This window comes from Aeromonas sp. 602396 (genome assembly GCF_049173735.1).
Taxonomy (GTDB): domain Bacteria; phylum Pseudomonadota; class Gammaproteobacteria; order Enterobacterales; family Aeromonadaceae; genus Aeromonas; species Aeromonas veronii_A.
The window spans coordinates 124,709-143,900 of the sequence record NZ_JAAKSD010000004.1 but is presented as its reverse complement, the minus strand read 5'-3'; the positions used below and the strand labels follow the sequence as shown (position 1 = coordinate 143,900).

Sequence of the window (19,192 nt, the reverse complement as noted above, 5' to 3'; positions counted from 1 at the left end):
TCCGGATCTTTGCTGGATCCGTGGAACCTTCTGATTTATAAGCAGTCTATTAAGCTGAAGCATTTATACGAGTGTGGCCCCTCTGCCTTGCTCGTCAGACTTGGCAAGCATGTGAAGGTTGCGAGCTCCGCAACAATGGACTTAGCATGCTACTTTTCGGGGGTCCTTCATTGTGACCCCCTTTTTTTGACTGTTCATTCATGATTCATCCTGCAGGCTTAAGATAAGCCGGTCTAAAACTGGGCATGTTCTTTGATACACGCCGCAGAATGGCATCCGGTCAGTAGACAGACCCTCTCAGGGTGTTAGACTGATTCGATTGAAAAGTAAGAGGTAACAGATGGGAACTTCATTGCAGCGCACTATGGCTCTGATTCCGCAAGGTAGTCTGGAAGGCTATATCCAGGCAGTAAACTCTATTCCTGTGCTGAGCGCAGAGGAAGAGCGTGAACTGGCTGAGCGTTTGCAGCAGGATGGCGATCTCGAGGCTGCTCGTCAGCTGGTTATGTCGCACCTGCGCTTTGTCGTTCATGTCGCCAAGAGTTATGCCGGTTACGGCCTGCCTCAGGCCGATCTGGTTCAGGAAGGCAACATCGGCCTGATGAAGGCGGTCAAGCGCTTCGACCCGACGGTCGGCGTGCGTCTGGTCTCCTTTGCAGTGCACTGGATCAAGGCCGAAATCCACGAATATGTCCTGCGCAACTGGCGCATGGTCAAGGTGGCGACCACCAAGGCCCAGCGCAAGCTCTTCTTCAACCTGCGCAAATCCAAAAAACGTCTGGGCTGGCTGAACCACGAAGAGGTTCAGGCCGTGGCGGCCGATCTCGGCGTCTCTGCCGCTGACGTGACCGAGATGGAAGCGCGGATGGCCAACTACGATCAGGCGTTCGATCTGGTTGGTGATGATGAAGAAGAGGGCGGTTTCGCTCCGGTTCACTATCTGGAGGATAAATCCTCCGATCTGGCCGCGACCATCGAGAATGACAACTGGGACGATCATGCCACCCGTCGTCTGAGCTCTGCCCTCGCCACCCTGGATGAGCGCAGTCAGCACATCATCCGCGCCCGCTGGCTCGATGATGACAGCAAGACCACTCTGCAGGAGCTGGCCGATACCTACGGCGTCTCTGCCGAGCGTGTGCGTCAGCTTGAGAAAAACGCACTCAAGAAGCTGAAAGATGCCATGGAAGCCTGATGCTTCCTCTCATAAAAACAGGGCCTGATGGCCCTGTTTTTGTTTCGCAAGGATCTGGTCGGCCTTGCTTTGGTTACCCTTGAGTGTGTTATGTTGCCGCCACTGCCACATTAGGGAGAGCAGAAGTGAAACTGTTGAACGACCTGTTTACCAACAACCGTGAGTGGGCCGAACGGATCAAAGCCGAAGATCCCGCTTTCTTTGCCACCCTTTCTGCCCAGCAGGCCCCCGAATACCTCTGGATCGGTTGTTCCGACAGCCGGGTCCCCGCCAACCAGCTGATGGGGTTGCTGCCGGGGGATGTCTTCGTCCACCGCAACGTCGCCAATCTGGTTGTACATACCGATTTCAACTGCCTCTCCGTGCTGCAATACGCGGTAGAAGTGCTCAAGGTGAAGCACATCATCGTCTGCGGTCACTATGGCTGCGGCGGCGTCAAGGCCGCGATGCAGAATCAGGAGCTGGGTCTCATCGACAACTGGCTGCGCAACATCAAGGATGTCTACTTCAAATATGGTGAAGAGCTCGAGGCCATCGAGGATGAGCACGAGCGCTTCGACTACCTGTGCGAGCTGAACGTGGCCGAACAGGTCGCCAACGTCTGCCACACCACCATCATCCAGAACGCCTGGCGCAAGGGGCAGGAGCTGGCGGTGCATGGCTGGATCTACGGGATCAAGGATGGTCTGCTGCACGATCTCGATCTCTGCATCAGCGGCCCGGATCAGATCCCCGACGTCTACCGCGCCTGGCCGGATATGCGTCCGCCCCACCGTCGGCGCTAGGGAGCTTCATGGTGGCGCCAGCCCTCTATCTGCAGATCAAGCAGCACATTCTGGACGGAATCCGCGAACGCCACTATCAGGCGGGGGACAGGATCCCGACCGAAGCGGCCCTGTGCGAGCAGTTCACCGTGAGCCGGATGACGGTCAACCGGGCGTTGCGGGAACTGGTGGCTGAGGGGTGGCTGGTGCGTACCGCCGGTTCCGGCAGCTTCGTGGCGGACAGGCGAACCGAATCGCCGTTGCTGGCCATTCGCAACATCGCTGACGAGATCGCCGAGCGTGGCGGCGAGTACAGTGCCCGGGTGATCCGGCTGCAGCGGCTGGCCGCCGACGAGAAGGTGGCGGTACAACTGGGGCTGCGGGTAGGTGCTCCTATCTTTCACAGCCTGATCGTCCATCAGGCTGATGGTGAGCCGTTGCAGCTGGAGGAGCGCTTCGTCGATGCCGGGCGCTTGCCGGGCTATGGCGAGCAGGATTTTACCCAACAGACCCCCAACCGCTATCTGATGGATGTCTGCCCCCTCTCCGAGATGGAGCACGTGGTGGAAGCCGTGTTGCCGAGCGCCGGTGAGGCGGGATTGTTGCAGATCCGCGTAGATTCCCCCTGCCTGTTGTTGCACAGACGCACCTGGTCGGAGGGGCATCTGGTCTCCTACGCCCGTTTGCTCTCCCCCGGTTCCCGTTACAAGCTAAGCTCCAAGACTCAGCTGGAGTAAATGTCTATACAACTTGATTTTGCAAAGCCCACCTCCTGGTGGGCTTTTTTGTGCTTAAACTCTAAGTTTGATGCTGTTATCAGGATGTGAATTTCGCTCTTTCTTTCGTCATAGAGATCGACTATAAGAATATGTATATACATTTGAGGTCGCTATGAACAAGGAACTGTTGAACTGCGAGCGGGTCTGGCTCAACGTGACGCCCGCTACCCTGAATGATGAGCTGGCCGACTACGGCCTGCTGCCGCTCCACGCCATCGGCGTGAAGGATGGCAAGATCCACGCGCTGGTGCCGATGGCCGAACTGAAGGGGTCGTATCCCGCTCACTGGCAGGATATGCGGGGCAAGCTGGTCACCCCCGGCCTTATCGATTGTCACACCCATCTGGTCTTCGCCGGCAGCCGTGCCGAAGAGTTCGAGCTGCGTCAGCAGGGAGTGCCCTATGCCGAGATCGCCCGTCGGGGCGGTGGCATCATCAGCACGGTGCGTGCCACCCGTGCCGCCAGCGAAGAGCAACTGTTCGAGCTGGCGTTGCCGAGGGTGGCATCCCTGATCCGCGAAGGGGTCACCACGGTGGAGATCAAGTCCGGCTATGGCCTCACTCTGGCTGATGAACTCAAGATGCTGAGGGTGGCCCGCCGACTGGGAGGGGCGCTGCCGATCCGGGTCAAGACCACTCTGCTGGCGGCCCATGCGGTGCCGCCGGAGTATCGCGACGATCCCGATAGTTGGGTCGAGACCATCTGTCAGGAGATCATCCCGGCCGCCGCCGAGGCAGGCTTGGCCGATGCGGTGGATGTCTTCTGCGAGCACATCGGCTTCTCGTTGGCCCAGACCGAGCAGGTCTATCTGGCGGCGGATCAATACGGCCTGCCGGTGAAGGGGCATATGGATCAGCTCTCCAATCTCGGTGGCAGCACACTCGCTGCCAACTTTGGCGCCCTCTCGGTGGACCATCTGGAGTATCTGGATCCGGAAGGGATCCTGGCGCTGGCCCACCGTGGCGTGGTCGCCACCCTGCTGCCCACCGCCTTCTACTTCCTCAAAGAGACCAAGCTGCCGCCGGTCGCCGCGCTGCGCAAGGCGGGGGTAGCGATGGCGGTCTCCTCCGATATCAACCCGGGTACGGCCCCTATCGTCTCGCTGCGGATGGCGATGAACATGGCCTGCACCCTGTTTGGCCTGACCCCGCTGGAGGCCATGGTCGGGGTGACCCGTCACGCCGCCAAAGCACTTGGCGAGCAGGATCGTCTTGGTCAGCTCAGGGTCGGCATGGCGGCCGATTTCCTGATCTGGCACTGCGCCCATCCGGCCGAGCTGAGCTACATGGTCGGCGTCGATCAGCTGGCAGGCCGCATCTTCAACGGCGAGGAGACCCTCCATGGATAAGTTCAACCCGATCGACATGTCGCTCTGGCAGGGGCGGCAGGATCCGGAAGATGGCGAACTGGCCCTGCGCTGGCACGACAAGGTGCTGCCCTGGACCGCCGGAGCACAAGACTCTGCCGGTGTAGTACTGCTTGGTTTTGCCTGCGATGAAGGGGTGCGCCGCAACAAGGGGCGCATTGGTGCTGCCGGGGCGCCGCTGGCGGTGCGCAAGCTGCTGGCCAACACTGCCTGGCACCTGAACCGTCCCGTCTACGATGGCGGAGATGTGAGCTGTACCGATGGCAATCTCGACGCCGCCCACGGCCATCTGGCCGAGCGGGTCGCTGCCGCGCTCGATTTGGGCCACTTCCCGCTGGTGCTGGGGGGCGGTCACGAGGTGGCCTTCGGCAGCTGGAGCGGCCTCAACTTGCATCTGGCGGGTCAGGGGCGAGTCGGCATTATCAATTTTGACGCCCACTTCGACCTGCGCATGAAGCAGGAGCAGGCCAGCTCTGGCACCCCCTTTTTCCAGATTGCCGAGCAGTGCGCCGCTCAGGGCACACCGTTTCACTACGCCTGCCTTGGGGTGGCCGAGACCGCCAATACCCAAGCCCTGTTTGCCCGTGCCAAGGCGCTGGGTGTGTGGCATGTGCTGGACGAGGCGATGACCCAGACCGAGCTGCCAGCCTTGCTAAGCGGGCTGGACGCCTTTATCGCCGATTGTGATCACCTCTATCTGACCATCGATCTCGACGTGCTGCCCGGCGCCGTTATGCCGGGAGTGAGCGCTCCCGCCGCTCGCGGCGTGGAGCTGGCGGTGATCGAACCGCTGATCGCCCATATCCGGGCCAGCGGCAAGCTCAGGCTCGCCGATCTGGCCGAGTACAACCCGACGCTGGATCAGGACAACCGCAGTGCCCGCGTGGCCGCGCGACTGGTTCATCTGTTGACCCGTTAACCCTTTTGGCCGCCCGTCGCCGAAGGCACCCTATTGATACAACAAGGAGTGTGTATGTCTGTGCAACAGCAGGATCCCCGTCATGATCCTAACCGCGTGATCCGTGCCCCGCGCGGCACCGAACTGACCGCCAAGAGCTGGCTCACCGAAGCGCCGCTGCGGATGCTGATGAACAACCTGGACCCCGAGGTGGCCGAGCATCCCCAGTCGCTGGTGGTCTATGGCGGCATCGGTCGCGCCGCCCGCAACTGGGCCTGCTTTGACAAGATCGTCGAGGTGCTGACCCGGCTCGAGGAGGATCAGACCCTGCTGGTGCAATCCGGCAAGCCGGTCGGGGTGTTCCAGACCCACAAGGATGCGCCGCGGGTTCTGATCGCCAACTCCAATCTGGTGCCGCACTGGGCCAACTGGGAGCACTTCAACGAGCTCGATAAGAAGGGCTTGATGATGTACGGCCAGATGACCGCGGGCTCCTGGATCTACATCGGTACCCAGGGGATAGTGCAGGGCACCTACGAGACCTTCTTTGCGGTGGCCAATCAGCACTTCAACGGCGAACCCAAGGGGCGCTGGATCCTGACCGGTGGTCTCGGCGGCATGGGCGGCGCCCAGCCGCTGGCCGCCACCATGGCCGGCTTCTCGATGATCGCCGTGGAGTGCGACGAGACCCGCATCGATTTTCGTCTGCGCACCCGTTATGTGGACAAGAAGGCTCACAGCCTGGATGAGGCGCTGGCCATGGTCGAGGAGGCCAAGCAGAGCGGCAGCGCCATCTCCATCGGTCTGCTCGGCAACGCCGCCGACGTGTTCGCCGAACTGGTGGCCCGTGGCATCACCCCGGACGTGGTGACCGACCAGACCTCCGCCCACGACCCGGTGCACGGCTACCTGCCGCAGGGCTGGTGCGTGGCCAAGTGGCGCGAGCTGCAGCAGAGTGCCCCGCAGGAGGTTAATCTGGCCGCTCGTCGCTCCATGGCCCGCCAGGTGGAGGCGATGCTGACCCTGCAGGAGCGCGGCGCGGCGACTCTGGATTACGGTAACAACATCCGCCAGATGGCGCTGGAGGAGGGGGTGGCGAACGCCTTCGACTTCCCCGGCTTCGTCCCCGCCTATATCCGCCCGCTGTTCTGCGAGGGGATTGGACCGTTCCGCTGGGTGGCCCTTTCCGGCGATCCGGAAGATATCTACAAGACCGATCAGAAGGTGAAAGAGCTGATCCCCGACGATCCTCACCTGCACAACTGGCTCGACATGGCCCGCGAGCGCATCGCGTTTCAGGGGCTACCGGCTCGGATCTGCTGGGTCGGGGTCAAGGATCGGGTACGCCTCGGTCTGGCCTTCAACGAGATGGTGAAAAACGGCGAGCTGAAAGCCCCCATCGTCATCGGCCGCGACCATCTGGATTCCGGCTCGGTGGCGAGCCCGAACCGCGAGACCGAGTCGATGATGGATGGCTCCGATACCGTCTCCGACTGGCCGCTGCTCAACGCCCTGCTCAACACCGCTGGCGGCGCGACCTGGGTGTCGCTGCACCACGGCGGCGGGGTCGGAATGGGCTTCTCCCAGCACTCCGGCGTGGTGATCGTCTGCGATGGTTCCGATGACGCTGCCAAGCGCGTCGGTCGGGTGCTGCGCAACGATCCGGCCACCGGGGTGATGCGCCACGCGGATGCCGGCTACGAGATTGCCATCAACTGTGCCCATGAGGCGAAACTGGATCTGCCGATGATTGACGGCGCCAACGGTGTCAAAGGAAAGGTGTAACACCATGTTTGAATTGACTATTACTCCGGGCGAGCTGGATCTTGCCACCCTGCGCCGCGTCAGCCGCGAGCCGGTACATGTTTCACTGGATCCGGCCGCGCTGCCGGGGATCCACGCCTCAGCTGCTGTGGTTACCAAGGTGATCGAGCAGAACCGGGTGGTGTATGGCATCAACACCGGCTTTGGCCTGTTGGCCAACACCCGCATTCCGGTGGAGCTGCTGGACGAGCTGCAGCGATCCATCGTGCTCTCCCATGCGGCAGGGATTGGCGAGTACATGGATGACGCCACCGTGCGGCTGATGATGGTGCTCAAACTCAACTCGCTGGCGCGGGGCTTCTCCGGGATCCGGCTGACGGTGCTTGAGGCCTTGATGACCCTCATCAACGCCGAAGTCTATCCGGTGGTGCCGAAGAAGGGATCCGTCGGCGCCTCCGGCGATCTGGCGCCGCTGGCTCATATGAGCTGCCTGCTGATCGGGGAGGGCAAGGCTCGCCACAAGGGCGAGCTGATCGACGCCGCTACTGCCCTGAAAATTGCCGGGCTCGAGCCCATCGCGCTGGCGCCCAAAGAAGGATTGGCGCTGCTCAACGGCACTCAGGCCAGCACCGCCTTTGCGCTGGAAGGGCTGTTCCATGCCGAGGATCTGTTCGCTGGTGCCATCACCATCGGCGCCATGAGTGTGGAGGCTGCGCTCGGCAGCCGCAGGCCGTTCGATGCTCGCATCCACGCGGTGCGCGGTCAGCGTGGCCAGATCGACGCGGCCGCCTGCTATCGCCACCTGCTGGTGGATGGCAGCGAGATCGGCATGTCCCATCACAACTGCGAGAAGGTGCAGGATCCCTACTCATTGCGCTGCCAGCCGCAGGTGATGGGGGCCTGCCTGACCCAGATCCGTCAGGCCGCCGAGGTGCTGGTGTGCGAGGCCAACGCGGTCTCCGACAACCCGCTGGTGTTTGCCGATGATGAGGAGATAATCTCCGGCGGCAACTTCCACGCCGAGCCGGTGGCCTTTGCGGCCGATAATCTGGCGCTGGCCATCGCCGAGATAGGTTCCCTCTCCGAGCGGCGGATGGCGCTGCTGATTGACTCTCGGATGTCCGGTCTGCCGGCGTTTCTGGTCAACAACGGCGGGGTGAATTCGGGCTTTATGATCGCTCAGGTCACCTCGGCGGCGCTGGCCTCCGAGAACAAGACCCTGGCCCATCCCGCCTCGGTGGATAGTTTGCCCACTTCCGCCAATCAGGAGGATCACGTCTCCATGGCGACCTTCGCCGGTCGTCGATTGGCTGACATGGCGGAGAATACCCGCGGCATTCTGGCAGTCGAACTGCTGGCGGCGGCACAGGGGCTCGATTTCCGCGCGCCGCTGCGCAGTACCGAGCTGATCGAGCTGGCCAAGGGACGACTGCGGGCAGAGGTGAGCTTCTACGACAAGGACAGGTACTTCGCGCCGGATATCGAAGCGGCCGCCGCCCTGCTGGGCCGTGCCAGCTACAACGACCTGATCCCGGCCGGGGTGCTGCCCAGCCTGTAAGCCTTGATCACCCTTCTCCCCTGGCGGGAGAAGGGTGGGGGATGAGGGGGAAGCCGCTTCACTGGCACCGGTGAGAGCCGGGAGCAGATGACAAAAGACCGCCCAATCGGGCGGTCTTTGCGTTTCTGACGTTGGTTGAACGCGGTTATTCGTGTTCGAACATCAGGAACAGATAAACCACGAACAACACCAGATGGGTCGCACCATGGAGCACATTGGTGCGGCCGCTGCTGAAGGTCACTTTACAGACCATCAAGGTCGTGACCAGCAGCACCATATCGGCGGGGGAGAGGCCGAGGCGTACCTCCTGACCCAGCATGGAGCCGATAAAGAGCACGGCAGGCACGGTGAGGGCGATGGTGGCCAGCACCGAGCCGAAGTAGAGGTTCATTGCCCGCTGCAGCTGGTTGTTGAAGGCGGCCTTGATGGCGCCGACTGCTTCGGGAGCTAGCACGACACATGCGACGATAAAGCCGCCCAGTGCCGCGGGCGCGTCCATCACATGCACCCCGTAGTTGATGGGGATGGCCAGGGTCTTGGCCAGCAGGATCACTACCAGCAGGTAGGCGAGCAGCAGGATGGTGTGATAGACGTTGCTCTGCAGCGGGCCGTGGTGCTCCTCGTAATCCTCGTGATCGCTGTCGACGAAGAAGTGGCTGTGGCTGCGGGTCTGGATCAGCAGAAAGACCCCGTAGAGCAGGATCGAGATGATGATCAGCATCCACGACATGGCGCGCGACATACTGCCGATTGCACCACCTTCGGTGAAGTTGGGCAGCACCAGACAGAGCAGGGCCAGCGGGATGATGGCCACCAGATAGGATTTGACCCCGTCCAGATTAAAGCTCTGGGTGTGGTAGCGCCAGCCGCCAAACAGCAGGGTGAAGCCCACCAGACCGGTACTCACCAGCATCACTACCGCAAACATGGTATCGCGGGCCATGGTGGGGTTGGGCTCGCCGGTCAGCATCACCGAGGAGATCATCACCACCTCCAGCGAGATGACCGAGAGGGTGAGGATCAGGGTGCCGAAGGGCTCGCCCAGCTTGATGGCGAGGGCATCGGAGTGGCGCACTACCGAGAAGATAGCCCAGGTGACGATGGCCAGTAGTGCCGCCGAAACCGGAAGATAGATCCCGAGCGGAGTTGTCTCTGTCAGCAGGTCGCTCCCGATCGTCTTGAAAAAGAGCAGGGTCAGCAGGCCGACGGGCAGGGCAATCTCTTGCCGGATAAATGTCTTCATAGGCAATGGTTCTCATCTCGGGACGGCGCTGGCCGACAGGGATTGATGGGAGGCGTGCGTGAAGGTGCTCACGGTAGCCGAATGCTTATGATAAGGGTTCCATCCTCTCAGGGGCAGATCATTTTGTTGCTGAATGTAAATGGTGGTTCAAGGGCGATGAGCCAGGTCGTGGCAGAGGCTTTGGGAGTGTCAGCCTCTGTGCAAAAGGGTGCGTGTGCTCCCGGTGGGGGGAGCCCTGCCAGCGCTGGCCTGTGCAATATCGGTGTCAGCTCTCTTGCGAATATTGTGGAGGCCATGTCTGCTGCCAGATGGCAAGATCTGCCAGCGCCATGGGCCTGCCAAAGACGTAACCCTGGATCAGATAGACGCCGTGTTGCCGCAAGTAATCAACCTGTTCCCGCGTCTCAACCCCTTCCGCAATCATCTCCATGCCTGATTCCAGGCCAAACGTGATGATGGCATCCAGCACGCTGCGTTTGAGGTCGTTGGTGCCTATGGTATCGACGAACATCTTGTCGATCTTGATCTGGCGGATCCCGAGGCTCTGCAGGTAGGCAAAACCACCGTAGCCGGTACCGAAATCATCCAGTTTGAAGTGATATCCCATCTGCTGCAACAGGGTGATCTCCTCGGTAGCGGCTTTGATGTCGAGGATCGGCTTGCGTTCTGTCAGCTCGAAGGTAAGGCGCTCGGGCGAAGGGTTATGGTGTTCACTCAACATGTTGCGCAGCAAGGGTTGTTCGATATGGGTGGCCATCAGATTGACACTGATCCACTGCTCTGGTGGCAACAGCGGCAGATCCGTGATCACCTGCTCCAGCAACTGCCTGGTGATAGGCAGGATAAGTCCCTGATCTTCAGCATATTCGATGAAAGCGCTCGGGGGGATCAGCTCGTGTCCACGTTGCCAGCGTAGCAGCGCCTCAAAACCGGCAACCTGCCAGGTTCGAAGATCCACCACGGGTTGATAGAAGGGGATGAACTCCTGGCGCACCAATCCGGCCTGCAATAGCCCCTTGAGCGAGCGGCGATAGTTTCGCAGCGACCAGTAAGCGGTCACCAGCAGCAGGCCCAGGATAGTGCCGCTCCAGAGTGCGATTCGTCTGACTTGCTCGCGAGCATACAGGTCCAGTGCAGAACCGGCCCAGATGGTTTGTCGGGTCAGTTTGTCCTGATCAAAGAAGCTCAGGCTGCGGCTGCCCTCTTCCAGCTTGATGGTCCGGTCACCGCGCGGGAAGCGGGGGGTCATCGCTGCGGGATCCCGCTGGCTGAACTCCAGATAGAAACAGTCACTGCAGGGGAGCTGTAGCAGATCGTGGCTCCAGCTGTTATCGAGCACCCAGTAGGCAATGTTGCCGCCGTTTTTGTAGTAGGCAACCATCTCCTGTTCCGTATTGAAACTGGCCGTTGTAGCAGTCAGCCCCAGTTTGTCGGGGAGGGCGCCATCCTGGTTGGCGTTTTTGATGAGCGAAATACCCACACCCAGGCTTGAGCAGCTTTTCCCTGATGCCAGTTCCAGCCCCTGCAGACGAATATGGGTGTTGTAAAAGCGGGGATCCCGCAGCAGTGCCATGTCGTTGGCACCACAATCGAAATCAAACAGCGTCAGCTGCTCGCTCATGGCCTTGTCCAGCGTGTGATGGCGTATCGCCATGGCTCGCTTTATCTCGGCCACCTTCTGCTCAAGCAGGTGGTTGGCCATCGGTTTTGTTAGCCACAGACCGACGGACTGGCTTGCCAGGATGGGCAAGAGCAGTAGCAGTACAGTGATCCAGAGGGGGGGGATGCGTAACAAGGGCGCCTGCCAGTTTCACGAGACACAAATGGGTCAAGCCATCATAGTGCATTAGTACAATCAATTTGAGATCTACTTGTCACACTTATTGGATGATTTTTTAAATGTATGATTTTAAATGTTTTTATTATTAACCTTGAAAAGATTCAATCGCTGACCTGTCATAAATGACAATTGCTCAACTTATCCGAACTGCTTTAGAGTACCCCTGCGGTTTGACTCACCGTGTGTTCAATACTCCTGTATCTGTTTTTTGTCAGTAGCACAGAGTGTTAGTTTTGATATGAGTGTTCCTTTTGGTCCCTTTTGAGGGACCATTTTTCTGTCTGCTATCTTCCCCTGCTCCACCTGTGTACCTTCCTTGGTATTCTCCCGCTGCTTTGGGTATGCTGCCCCGCTTAAATTACAGAAGCGGGATCCCCGTCCATAGTGATGGCCACAGCGCCACTGCTACCATGAACTCCAATGGATGATGCCGGGCACACGGAAAGGCACATGAAACTCACAACACATCTTGTCTCGTTTATTACCTTGTGCGTGATCGCTGCCATGGCGACTGTGCTGATTGGCGGGGTGTTCAGCTTTCGCGAGCTGGGCATGGAGTTGCAGCAAAAGAAGGTCGATGCGCTGGTCGAGGTGATCGACAAGCAACTCGACGTTGCTCACGGTATGGAGGATATGAGCCGCTGGTTGCCCACCTTGCTGCGGGCGGCTCATGTGGTGGAGCTGGAGGTGCGCCAGAATGACCAGCGGGTCTACTGGTTCCGTGACGTACAGCGTCCGGTTGATGAACCGCTGCTGGTGCCATACAGCCATCCGCTGCCCCATCAGGCTGGCATGCAGGCTAGCTTCAAGCTGGAGCGCCCCTTCAAGGAGGCGGAGTACTCCATCAAGGCGATGTCGGGCATCTCGTTCGGGATCTTCATCGTGGTGTTCGGTCTCTGGTACTCCATCCGCTGGTTGCGTCAGCAGTTGCGCGGCGCCGAGCTGCTGGGCATTCGCGCCCAGCTGATCCTCGATGACAAGCTCTCCAAACTAAGCCATGATCCCGCCGAAGAGTGGCCGGTGGCCGCCAGTCAGGCCCTCGATCATCTGCTCGCCGAGCTGGCGGATGCCCGCAAGGAGCGCAGCCGCTTCGACAACTTCATTCGCAGCAACGCCTTCGTCGACAAGATGACCGGCATCGGCAACCGCCTCTTCTTCGATAACCGGCTCGAGAGCGCTATCATGGAGGCGAGCGTGATGAGTGGCGGTGTCTTGCTGATTGAACTCGCCTGTCTGGAAGAGCTGGAAGCGGAGCAGTTCGAGCTGCAGGGGCATGATCTGCTGCTGGAGGCGAGCGCCGTGATCAGTGCTTTTGTGCGCAAGCATAACGGTGCCTTGCAGGCTCGTTATGCCGGACATGTCTTTGCGGTATTGTTGCCCAACATGTCGGAGAGCGAGATGGTGGACAGTGCCAGCCAGCTGCTCAAGAGTCTGCAACGGCTACACTGGCCGCAGCAGGTCAATCCGGAGACGGCCATCTATATCGGGGCTGTCTGCTACCAGGCGCAAGACACTCTGCTCAAGGTGCAGGAGGAGGCCGAGCTGGCCCTCAAGAGTGCACGTCTGCAGGGGCACAACGGCTGGTTCCTCTACGAGAAGCAGCTGGACGAGGAGCAGAGCAGCAAGGGGACGGTGCGCTGGCGCACCCTCATCAGTCGCCGTCTTGAAGAGCAGGGGATCGATTTTTATACCCAACCGGTCCAGCAGGATCGGGATCAGGTGGTACTGCAGCAGGATCTGCTCACCTATATCCACGATGAGCAGGGGCGGGAACTGCAAGCAGGGATCTTCATGCCAATGGCGGAGAAGGTGGGCCTGCTGCTGCAACTGGATCGGCTGGTGGCGGAGCAAACGCTGGTGTTGCTGCGCCAGCGTTCCGAGCAGAGCTGTCCCATCACTCTGACCCTGAGTGCCCAGAGTCTGCTCAACCGCGAGTTCCAGCGCTGGCTCTTCTTCGCCCTGTTCCAGCTGCCGCGCAGCACCAACGAGCGGTTGATCCTGCAGCTCTCGGAGGCTCAGGTCACACGCCACTTCGAAGCACTCAAGCGGCCGCTGCGCTCCCTGCGGATGCTGGGCTGCCAGCTGGCCATCGATCATGCTGGCCAGGATGTGGTGAGCACCCAGTACATCAAGGAGTTCGAGATCAACTTCCTCAAGCTGCACCCCAGCCTGGTGCGGGAGATTCACGCCCGACAGGTGAACCAGATGGCGGTCCGCAGTCTGGTAGGCGGCTGCGCCAATACCCGCACCCGGGTGCTGGCTGTGGGGGTGGAGAGTGGCGACGAGTGGAAGATGCTGCGCCACCTCGGGGTGCATGCCGGGCAGGGGCCCTGGTTTGCCGAGCCCCAGCGGCTGGTGCTGGAACCGGCTGGTGATTGAGATAAACGAGAGAGGGTCGCCTTGGGGCGACCCTCTGTTGTTTGCGGTTGCCGTCAGGCGGGGATCACAGTCGCCCCTGCTCCCGCAGCCCGGCGAGCCCTTGCATGCCGCCAGTGTGGATAAAGACGATTTTGCTGCCGGAGGCGATGCGGCCCGCCGCCAGTTCGCGAAACAGCCCCCACATCGCCTTGCCGCTGTAGATGGGCTCAAGGGGCAGATCGGTCGTGGCGCTGAAATCCTGTACCCACTGCCAGAGGGCCGGGCTGAATTTGGCGTAGCCACCGTCGTGGTGATCGAGCGCGATGCGCCAGCTGGGGATATGGGCAGCGGCGGGATGGAGGCGACACACCTCGTCAGCGATAAAGCCGCCTCCTTTCAGTACCGCAATGGCGAGGATCTGCTCCCGGTCCTGTTTGCCAGCGATTAGGCCTGCCAGGGTGCCGCCGCTGGCACAGGGCAGTACCCAGAGATCCGGCGAGAAGGGTACCTCGCCGACCAGTTCGGCAACCCCGGGGATAGCCAGCGGGCTGCTGCCCCCTTCCGGCACGATCAGGGTATCGGGTGCATCGAATTGGGCCAGCCAGTCGGGATCCTGGCGACGGCGGTAACTCTGGCGGTCGACGAAAACGAGATCCATACCCCAGCGTCTGGCATCCCTCAGGGTGGTATTGCTGACGGCATCAGATTCGCCCCGTATGATACCGGTAGTTCGAAGGCCAGATTGGCACCCTGCTGCTGCCAGTGCATGGATGTGATTGGAGTAGGCGCCGCCAAACGAGAGTAGATGCCGTTTGCCGTGCTCTCTGGCATGAAGCAGGTGGTATTTGAGCTTGCGCCACTTGTTGCCGGAGATGGTCGGATGGATCAGATCATCCCGCTTGCACCAGAGTTCGACGCCGTAGCGGGTCAGCAACGGGTGGTGGAGGGGGTGCAGGGGGGAGGGCAGGATAGCTGACCCCTCTGGCTCGGCTGGAAGGCTGGCTTGCAATGGTGAGTCCGTCTTTTATATAGAGGCTAATCTGCTGTTTATGTTAATATTTCATACATTTAATCACTATTGATGGGCGGGCTTACATGAAAAAACTGTTCAGACGGTCGACGCCAAGCCGCCAGGTCGGGCTCTTGTTGGCCAATGACAGGATCATGCTGGCTGCAGTGGGCAATCCCCCCGTCTTCGCGATGCGCACCATCAACGGCCCACAGGAGTGGGCTGTGGCCATGAACGAGCTGTTCAGCCGTTATGGGCTGGCCAAGTCTAAAGTGCGGGTAGCCCTCGCCGCCAGCCTTTATCAACAGATCCAGATCGACAAGCCTGCCGTGCCTGACGCCGAGATGGCGGGGGCGCTCCCCTGGGCCATCAAGGACTATGTCAGCGAACCCGTGCTGCAACTGGCGATGGATTATGTGGACTTGCCCACCCCGCCTGCCGGTCGTCCGCGCATCAATGTGATCTGCCTGCCCAAGAGCCGGGTGCAACAGCTGGCCGATGCCATCAACGGCATCGCCACCCTGCAATCCATCATCAGCGACGAGCTGGCGCTCACCTCTCTCTATGAAGCGGATGACACTGTGCGCATGCTGCTGTGGCAGCCCAAGGGGCAGGATCTGCAACTGCTGGTCTTCCATCAGGGCGGGCTCTGCTTCTCCCGTCAGCTGCGCGGTTTCACCAGCCTGACCGGCGAACATGAGCCTGACGCCATGCTGCTCGATTCACTGGCGCTGGAGATCCAGCGCTCCCTCGACTATCTGGCGGGCCAGCTCAAATTGCCCGAGCTGGGGCAGATGCAGTTTGCCGTCGCTTCGCCCTTTATCGGTACCCTGGTGCGTCACATGGAGCAGACCTTCGGCTTTGCCGTCTCCGCCATGGCCAACAAGGCGGTGCTGGCCGGCGTCGAATACCTCTCGGCTTATGCTGCCGCATTGGGGGATGATCAATGAGAGTGTTATTCCCCCTTGCTGCCATGGTCAACAAGACAATGTTGCTGGCTGGCGTCGAATACCTTTCTGCCTACGCAGCCGCCATCGGGGAGGATGCGTGATGAAACGTCAGATAAACCTCTATGGTGCCGAGTTTCGTCCCAAGCGGCAGTGGGCCAGCCTCAATCAGATGGCGTTGGTATGGGGTGTTGCGCTGTTGCTGATCCTGCTGACGGCTATCGGTTACAGCTGGCAGCAGCAACAGGTCAGCCGGGCGCTAGCGCAACGCACCGCCGAGCTGGAGCTCAAGCGCAGCGAGGCCAGACGCCTCGATGCCGAGCTGGCGCGCCATCAGGCGGATCCCCGGCTGCAACAGCAACTGGTCAATAAACGGGATGAGCTGACCGCCAAGCAGGGGCTGATGCGTCAGCTCGGTAGCCTGTCTCTGCAAAAATCCCAGGGCTATGCCAGCGTGATGGCGGATCTCTCCCGCATTCGCAGCAGCAACCTCTCGTTGCAGCGCATCGAGATCAACGAAGGGCGGATCAACCTCTCCGGTTTTGCCGGACGCAGTCAGGATGTGCCGGCCTGGGTCAACCGCTTCAAGCAGACCCCGAGTCTGGTAGGCAAGGAGTTTGGTGAACTGACCCTCGGCCGTGACGAGGAGGGTCGTCTGACCTTCCAGTTGAGCGGCATCGCGCGGGAGAAACCCTGATGAACCTGAAAGCACAATGGCAGGCGTGGGGCCAGCGTATCGCCCGGTTGAGCCAGCGGGAGCGGGTGTTGATCCTGCTTACCGGTCTGGTTTTGCTGGGCGCTGGCAGCATCTACGGTTGGCTCGATGGCGCCGATACCCGCCTGCTGCAGGATCGCATGGCCCTGAGCGCCGCCGAGCGCGACCTCGAAATCATGGAGCTGGAGAACCTCGGCAAACAGGCTCGGCTCAAGCGGGATCCCAATCAGGGCGTTCGCGACCAGCTGGCGCAGGTCGAAGCGGATCTGGCCCGGATCGACGATGAGCTGAAGGCCCAGACCGTCGATCTGATCCCGGCGCACGAGATGCCGCAGGTGCTGGAGGCGCTGCTCTCCCGCTCCGCCAACCTTCACATGCTGGCGCTCAGTTCGCTGGAGCCGACCCCGCTGATGGCGGGAGAACAGAAGGTCAATCTCTACAAACATGGTATCCGGCTTCAGCTTGAAGGCGGCTATTTCGATGTGTATCAATATCTTAAAGCGCTGGAAGCCTTGCCGCGCCACTTTTACTGGAAGCAGTTCGACTACCGGGTCAAATCCTATCCCGGCGCGGTGGTGGAGATGGAGATCTACACCCTGAGTACCAGCAAGGAGTTTATCCGTGGCTAGAGTGTTTGCGTTGTGCTGTTGCCTGTTCAGCGTGCTGGTAAAGGCGGAGCAGGTCGAGGTATTGCAGGATCCCACCGCACCGCTGGCGGATGTGGCGATTGGCGCCCGTGCGACCGGCGAGAGCAACACCGGTTTACCGAAGCTGCAGAGTGTGGTGCTGGGCAATGGCCCGGCGCTGGCGGTGCTCAATGGCAAGAGTTATCGGGTCGGGCAACAGGTGGATGGCTATACGCTGGTGGCCATCACGGCAGATGCCGTGGTGCTGGAAAAGGCGGGCAAACGCCACGCGGTCACACTCTTTGCCAGCAAGATCCGGGTTTGAGTCGTGCTTGCCTTTCGAGAGGTGGAGCGGCTTTATCGAGTTTAATTGCAAGTCAGGGTGCTCTAATTACATGAAAAAACACCGTCTCTGTCTGATCACCATGGCCATGATGGCCGCAGGCTGTACCACGTATCAGCACCCCGAGCCGACCCAGGCCAAGGATGCTCTCAAACAGGCCATGAACGAACAGCAGAAGCAGGCTGCCCCGCTGACCGCCTTGCCCAAATCGGTGCAGAGTGAATTGCTGCAGCTGAACCGGCCGCAGATGCCGGTCGGCATGCCGGAGAAGCGGCTGCGCATCGCGGCTCACGACGTGGAGGCGGTGGAGTTTTTCGGTTCCCTGTTCAAGGGCTCCCGCTACAGCGTGGCGGTTCATCCCGGGGTGGCCGGGCTGGTCTCGGTCGAGCTCAAGGATGTGACCCTGCCGGAGGTGCTGGCGGTGGTAGGTGACATGTATGGCTTCGACGTGCAGCGCAAGGGCAATGTCTTCCACATCTATCCGGCGGGTCTGCGCACCGAAACCATTCCGGTCAACTATCTGATGATGTCCCGCCGTGGCCTCTCCCGCACCTCGGTCAGCACCGGCGGGGTGACTGCCAATGACAACAACAATGGCAGCAATAACAGCAGTTTCGACAGCGCGTCCAACAACAGCGGCAGCAACAGCTCCTCCAGCAACAACTCGAGCGGTGACAACAGCAACGGTACCCGGATCGAGACTGACACCAACAGCGACTACTGGACCGATCTGCGCGACTCCCTGCAGACCCTGATTGGCACGGGTGATGGTCGCGCCGTGATCACCAGCCCGCAGGCGGGTCTGGTCACTATTCGCGCCTATCCGAAGGAGCTCAAGGCGGTACGTGAATTCCTCAATCAATCCGAGAGTCACCTCAAGCGCCAGGTGGTGCTGGAGGCGCGGATCATCGAAGTCGCCCTCAACGAAGGGTATGAGCAGGGGGTTGACTGGAGCGGTCTCTCCGCCAGTTGGGATGGCGGCAAGGGTATTACCGGCGGTCAGTCACTTGCCAAGACCCAGCTGCCCACCACCCCCAACCAGATCTTCAGTGCGCTGGGCGGCGGCGCCGGTTTCACGATCTCTGATGGCAACTTCGAGGTGGCGGTCAACCTGCTCAAGACCCAGGGCGATGTGAATACCCTCTCAAGCCCGAGGGTCACTGCGACCAACAACCAGAAGGCGGTGATCAAGGTGGGGACGGACGAATATTTCGTCACCAATGCCTCGACCACTACGGTGACCTCGACCGGCACGGCCGAACCTATCGTGACCCCCAATGTGGAGCTGACCCCCTTCTTCTCCGGTATTGCGCTGGACGTAACGCCGCAAATCGATGAAGAGGGCAAGGTGCTGCTCCATATCCACCCTTCCGTTATCGACACAGAAGAGCAGAAGAAGACCATCAACGTCGGTACCGCCAAACCGCTGGAGCTGCCGCTCGCCAAGAGCTCGATCCGCGAGTCCGATACCGTGGTGCAGGCCAATAACGGCGACATTATCGTCATCGGTGGTCTGATGAAGACCGACAAGCAGGAGATCGTCAGCAAGGTGCCGCTGCTGGGAGATATTCCCTGGGTGGGCGAAGCCTTTACCAATCGTCGCGAGAGCACCAAGAAGGTGGAGCTGGTGATCATGCTCAAACCGACCGTGGTGGAGAAAGATACCTGGCAAAACGAGCTGCAGCGTTCCGCAGATCTGCTCGACAAGTGGTATCCGGCGAAGGGGTAAGCCATGAGCTGGCGATTGGCATCTTTCCATTCCGCCGTACTGCGGGCCGAGGCTCGCG

The 19,192-nt window shown here is 60.5% G+C and carries 16 protein-coding genes; 13 read left to right on the top strand and 3 right to left on the bottom strand.

What is annotated here, in order from left to right:
- The first annotated feature begins 340 nt into the window (after positions 1–340).
- The 7 genes from rpoH (at position 341) to hutH (ending at position 8,324) form a co-directional block, all read left to right on the top strand.
- Entirely contained in the window at positions 341–1,195 is an 855-nt protein-coding gene (rpoH, locus tag G5229_RS07505; RefSeq protein WP_005339997.1) for an RNA polymerase sigma factor RpoH, read from the top strand.
- A 125-nt stretch (positions 1,196–1,320) separates the two neighbouring features.
- Complete coding sequence (gene can, locus G5229_RS07500) at positions 1,321–1,980, top strand: carbonate dehydratase (RefSeq protein WP_005339998.1); 660 nt, start codon at positions 1,321–1,323, stop codon at positions 1,978–1,980.
- Between the two features lie 11 nt (positions 1,981–1,991).
- Positions 1,992–2,696 carry a histidine utilization repressor gene (gene hutC / locus G5229_RS07495; protein ID WP_041202413.1) on the top strand — a complete coding sequence of 235 codons (705 nt, stop codon included), beginning with the start codon at positions 1,992–1,994 and terminating at the stop codon, positions 2,694–2,696.
- 154 nt (positions 2,697–2,850) lie between these two features.
- Positions 2,851–4,086, top strand: coding sequence for an imidazolonepropionase (gene hutI / locus G5229_RS07490; RefSeq protein ID WP_227341531.1), 1,236 nt, complete (start codon positions 2,851–2,853; stop codon positions 4,084–4,086).
- Positions 4,079–5,023, top strand: coding sequence for a formimidoylglutamase (gene hutG / locus G5229_RS07485; protein WP_421172666.1), 945 nt, complete (start codon positions 4,079–4,081; stop codon positions 5,021–5,023). The genes hutI and hutG overlap by 8 nt, the downstream gene beginning before the upstream one ends.
- A gap of 54 nt (positions 5,024–5,077) precedes the next feature.
- Positions 5,078–6,787, top strand: coding sequence for a urocanate hydratase (hutU, locus tag G5229_RS07480; protein WP_421208895.1), 1,710 nt, complete (start codon positions 5,078–5,080; stop codon positions 6,785–6,787).
- A gap of 4 nt (positions 6,788–6,791) precedes the next feature.
- The gene (hutH, locus tag G5229_RS07475; RefSeq protein WP_227341528.1) at positions 6,792–8,324 is read left to right on the top strand and encodes a histidine ammonia-lyase; all 1,533 of its coding nucleotides are present in this window, start codon (positions 6,792–6,794) and stop codon (positions 8,322–8,324) included.
- 145 nt (positions 8,325–8,469) lie between these two features.
- On the opposite strand, the gene G5229_RS07470 is transcribed toward hutH, so the two are convergent.
- Both G5229_RS07470 and G5229_RS07465 read right to left on the bottom strand, forming a co-directional pair.
- Positions 8,470–9,567, bottom strand: a complete 1,098-nt coding sequence (locus tag G5229_RS07470; protein WP_421208894.1) for a calcium:proton antiporter — start codon at positions 9,565–9,567, stop codon at positions 8,470–8,472.
- A gap of 265 nt (positions 9,568–9,832) precedes the next feature.
- Positions 9,833–11,362 carry an EAL domain-containing protein gene (locus tag G5229_RS07465; protein ID WP_421208893.1) on the bottom strand — a complete coding sequence of 510 codons (1,530 nt, stop codon included), beginning with the start codon at positions 11,360–11,362 and terminating at the stop codon, positions 9,833–9,835.
- Between the two features lie 495 nt (positions 11,363–11,857).
- Between G5229_RS07465 and G5229_RS07460 the strand changes: the two genes are divergently transcribed.
- Positions 11,858–13,786: an EAL domain-containing protein gene (locus G5229_RS07460; protein ID WP_421208892.1), complete on the top strand. Its 1,929-nt coding sequence runs from the start codon at positions 11,858–11,860 to the stop codon at positions 13,784–13,786.
- 64 nt (positions 13,787–13,850) lie between these two features.
- Here the strand turns inward: G5229_RS07460 and G5229_RS07455 are convergent, their stop codons facing one another.
- Positions 13,851–14,774, bottom strand: a complete 924-nt coding sequence (locus G5229_RS07455; protein ID WP_421208891.1) for a 1-aminocyclopropane-1-carboxylate deaminase/D-cysteine desulfhydrase — start codon at positions 14,772–14,774, stop codon at positions 13,851–13,853.
- Between the two features lie 86 nt (positions 14,775–14,860).
- Between G5229_RS07455 and G5229_RS07450 the strand changes: the two genes are divergently transcribed.
- The 5 genes from G5229_RS07450 to mshL all read left to right on the top strand — a co-directional run bounded on the left by G5229_RS07450 (position 14,861) and on the right by mshL (position 19,134).
- A complete protein-coding gene (locus G5229_RS07450; protein WP_421208890.1) occupies positions 14,861–15,724 on the top strand; it encodes an MSHA biogenesis protein MshI in 864 nt (287 codons plus the stop codon).
- Positions 15,725–15,824: 100 nt separating this feature from the next.
- A complete protein-coding gene (locus G5229_RS07445) occupies positions 15,825–16,418 on the top strand; it encodes a PilN domain-containing protein (protein ID WP_128834786.1) in 594 nt (197 codons plus the stop codon).
- Entirely contained in the window at positions 16,418–17,065 is a 648-nt protein-coding gene (gene pilO / locus G5229_RS07440; RefSeq protein WP_421208889.1) for a type 4a pilus biogenesis protein PilO, read from the top strand. The genes G5229_RS07445 and pilO overlap by 1 nt, the downstream gene beginning before the upstream one ends.
- A complete protein-coding gene (locus G5229_RS07435; protein ID WP_106844136.1) occupies positions 17,058–17,387 on the top strand; it encodes a SctD/MshK family protein in 330 nt (109 codons plus the stop codon). The genes pilO and G5229_RS07435 overlap by 8 nt, the downstream gene beginning before the upstream one ends.
- A gap of 70 nt (positions 17,388–17,457) precedes the next feature.
- Complete coding sequence (mshL, locus tag G5229_RS07430; RefSeq protein WP_216952745.1) at positions 17,458–19,134, top strand: pilus (MSHA type) biogenesis protein MshL; 1,677 nt, start codon at positions 17,458–17,460, stop codon at positions 19,132–19,134.
- Positions 19,135–19,192: the final 58 nt, after the last annotated feature.

What these genes read in the sequence shown, in the direction of transcription:
- rpoH (WP_005339997.1), top strand. Translation starts at nt 341, where the DNA reads ATGGGAACTTCATTGCAGCGCACTATGGCTCTGATTCCGCAAGGTAGT.
- hutI (WP_227341531.1), top strand. Translation starts at nt 2,851, where the DNA reads ATGAACAAGGAACTGTTGAACTGCGAGCGGGTCTGGCTCAACGTGACG.
- hutG (WP_421172666.1), top strand. Translation starts at nt 4,079, where the DNA reads ATGGATAAGTTCAACCCGATCGACATGTCGCTCTGGCAGGGGCGGCAG.
- hutU (WP_421208895.1), top strand. Translation starts at nt 5,078, where the DNA reads ATGTCTGTGCAACAGCAGGATCCCCGTCATGATCCTAACCGCGTGATC.
- hutH (WP_227341528.1), top strand. Translation starts at nt 6,792, where the DNA reads ATGTTTGAATTGACTATTACTCCGGGCGAGCTGGATCTTGCCACCCTG.
- G5229_RS07470 (WP_421208894.1), bottom strand. Translation starts at nt 9,567, where the DNA reads ATGAAGACATTTATCCGGCAAGAGATTGCCCTGCCCGTCGGCCTGCTG.
- G5229_RS07460 (WP_421208892.1), top strand. Translation starts at nt 11,858, where the DNA reads ATGAAACTCACAACACATCTTGTCTCGTTTATTACCTTGTGCGTGATC.
- G5229_RS07450 (WP_421208890.1), top strand. Translation starts at nt 14,861, where the DNA reads ATGAAAAAACTGTTCAGACGGTCGACGCCAAGCCGCCAGGTCGGGCTC.
- G5229_RS07445 (WP_128834786.1), top strand. Translation starts at nt 15,825, where the DNA reads ATGAAACGTCAGATAAACCTCTATGGTGCCGAGTTTCGTCCCAAGCGG.
- pilO (WP_421208889.1), top strand. Translation starts at nt 16,418, where the DNA reads ATGAACCTGAAAGCACAATGGCAGGCGTGGGGCCAGCGTATCGCCCGG.
- mshL (WP_216952745.1), top strand. Translation starts at nt 17,458, where the DNA reads ATGAAAAAACACCGTCTCTGTCTGATCACCATGGCCATGATGGCCGCA.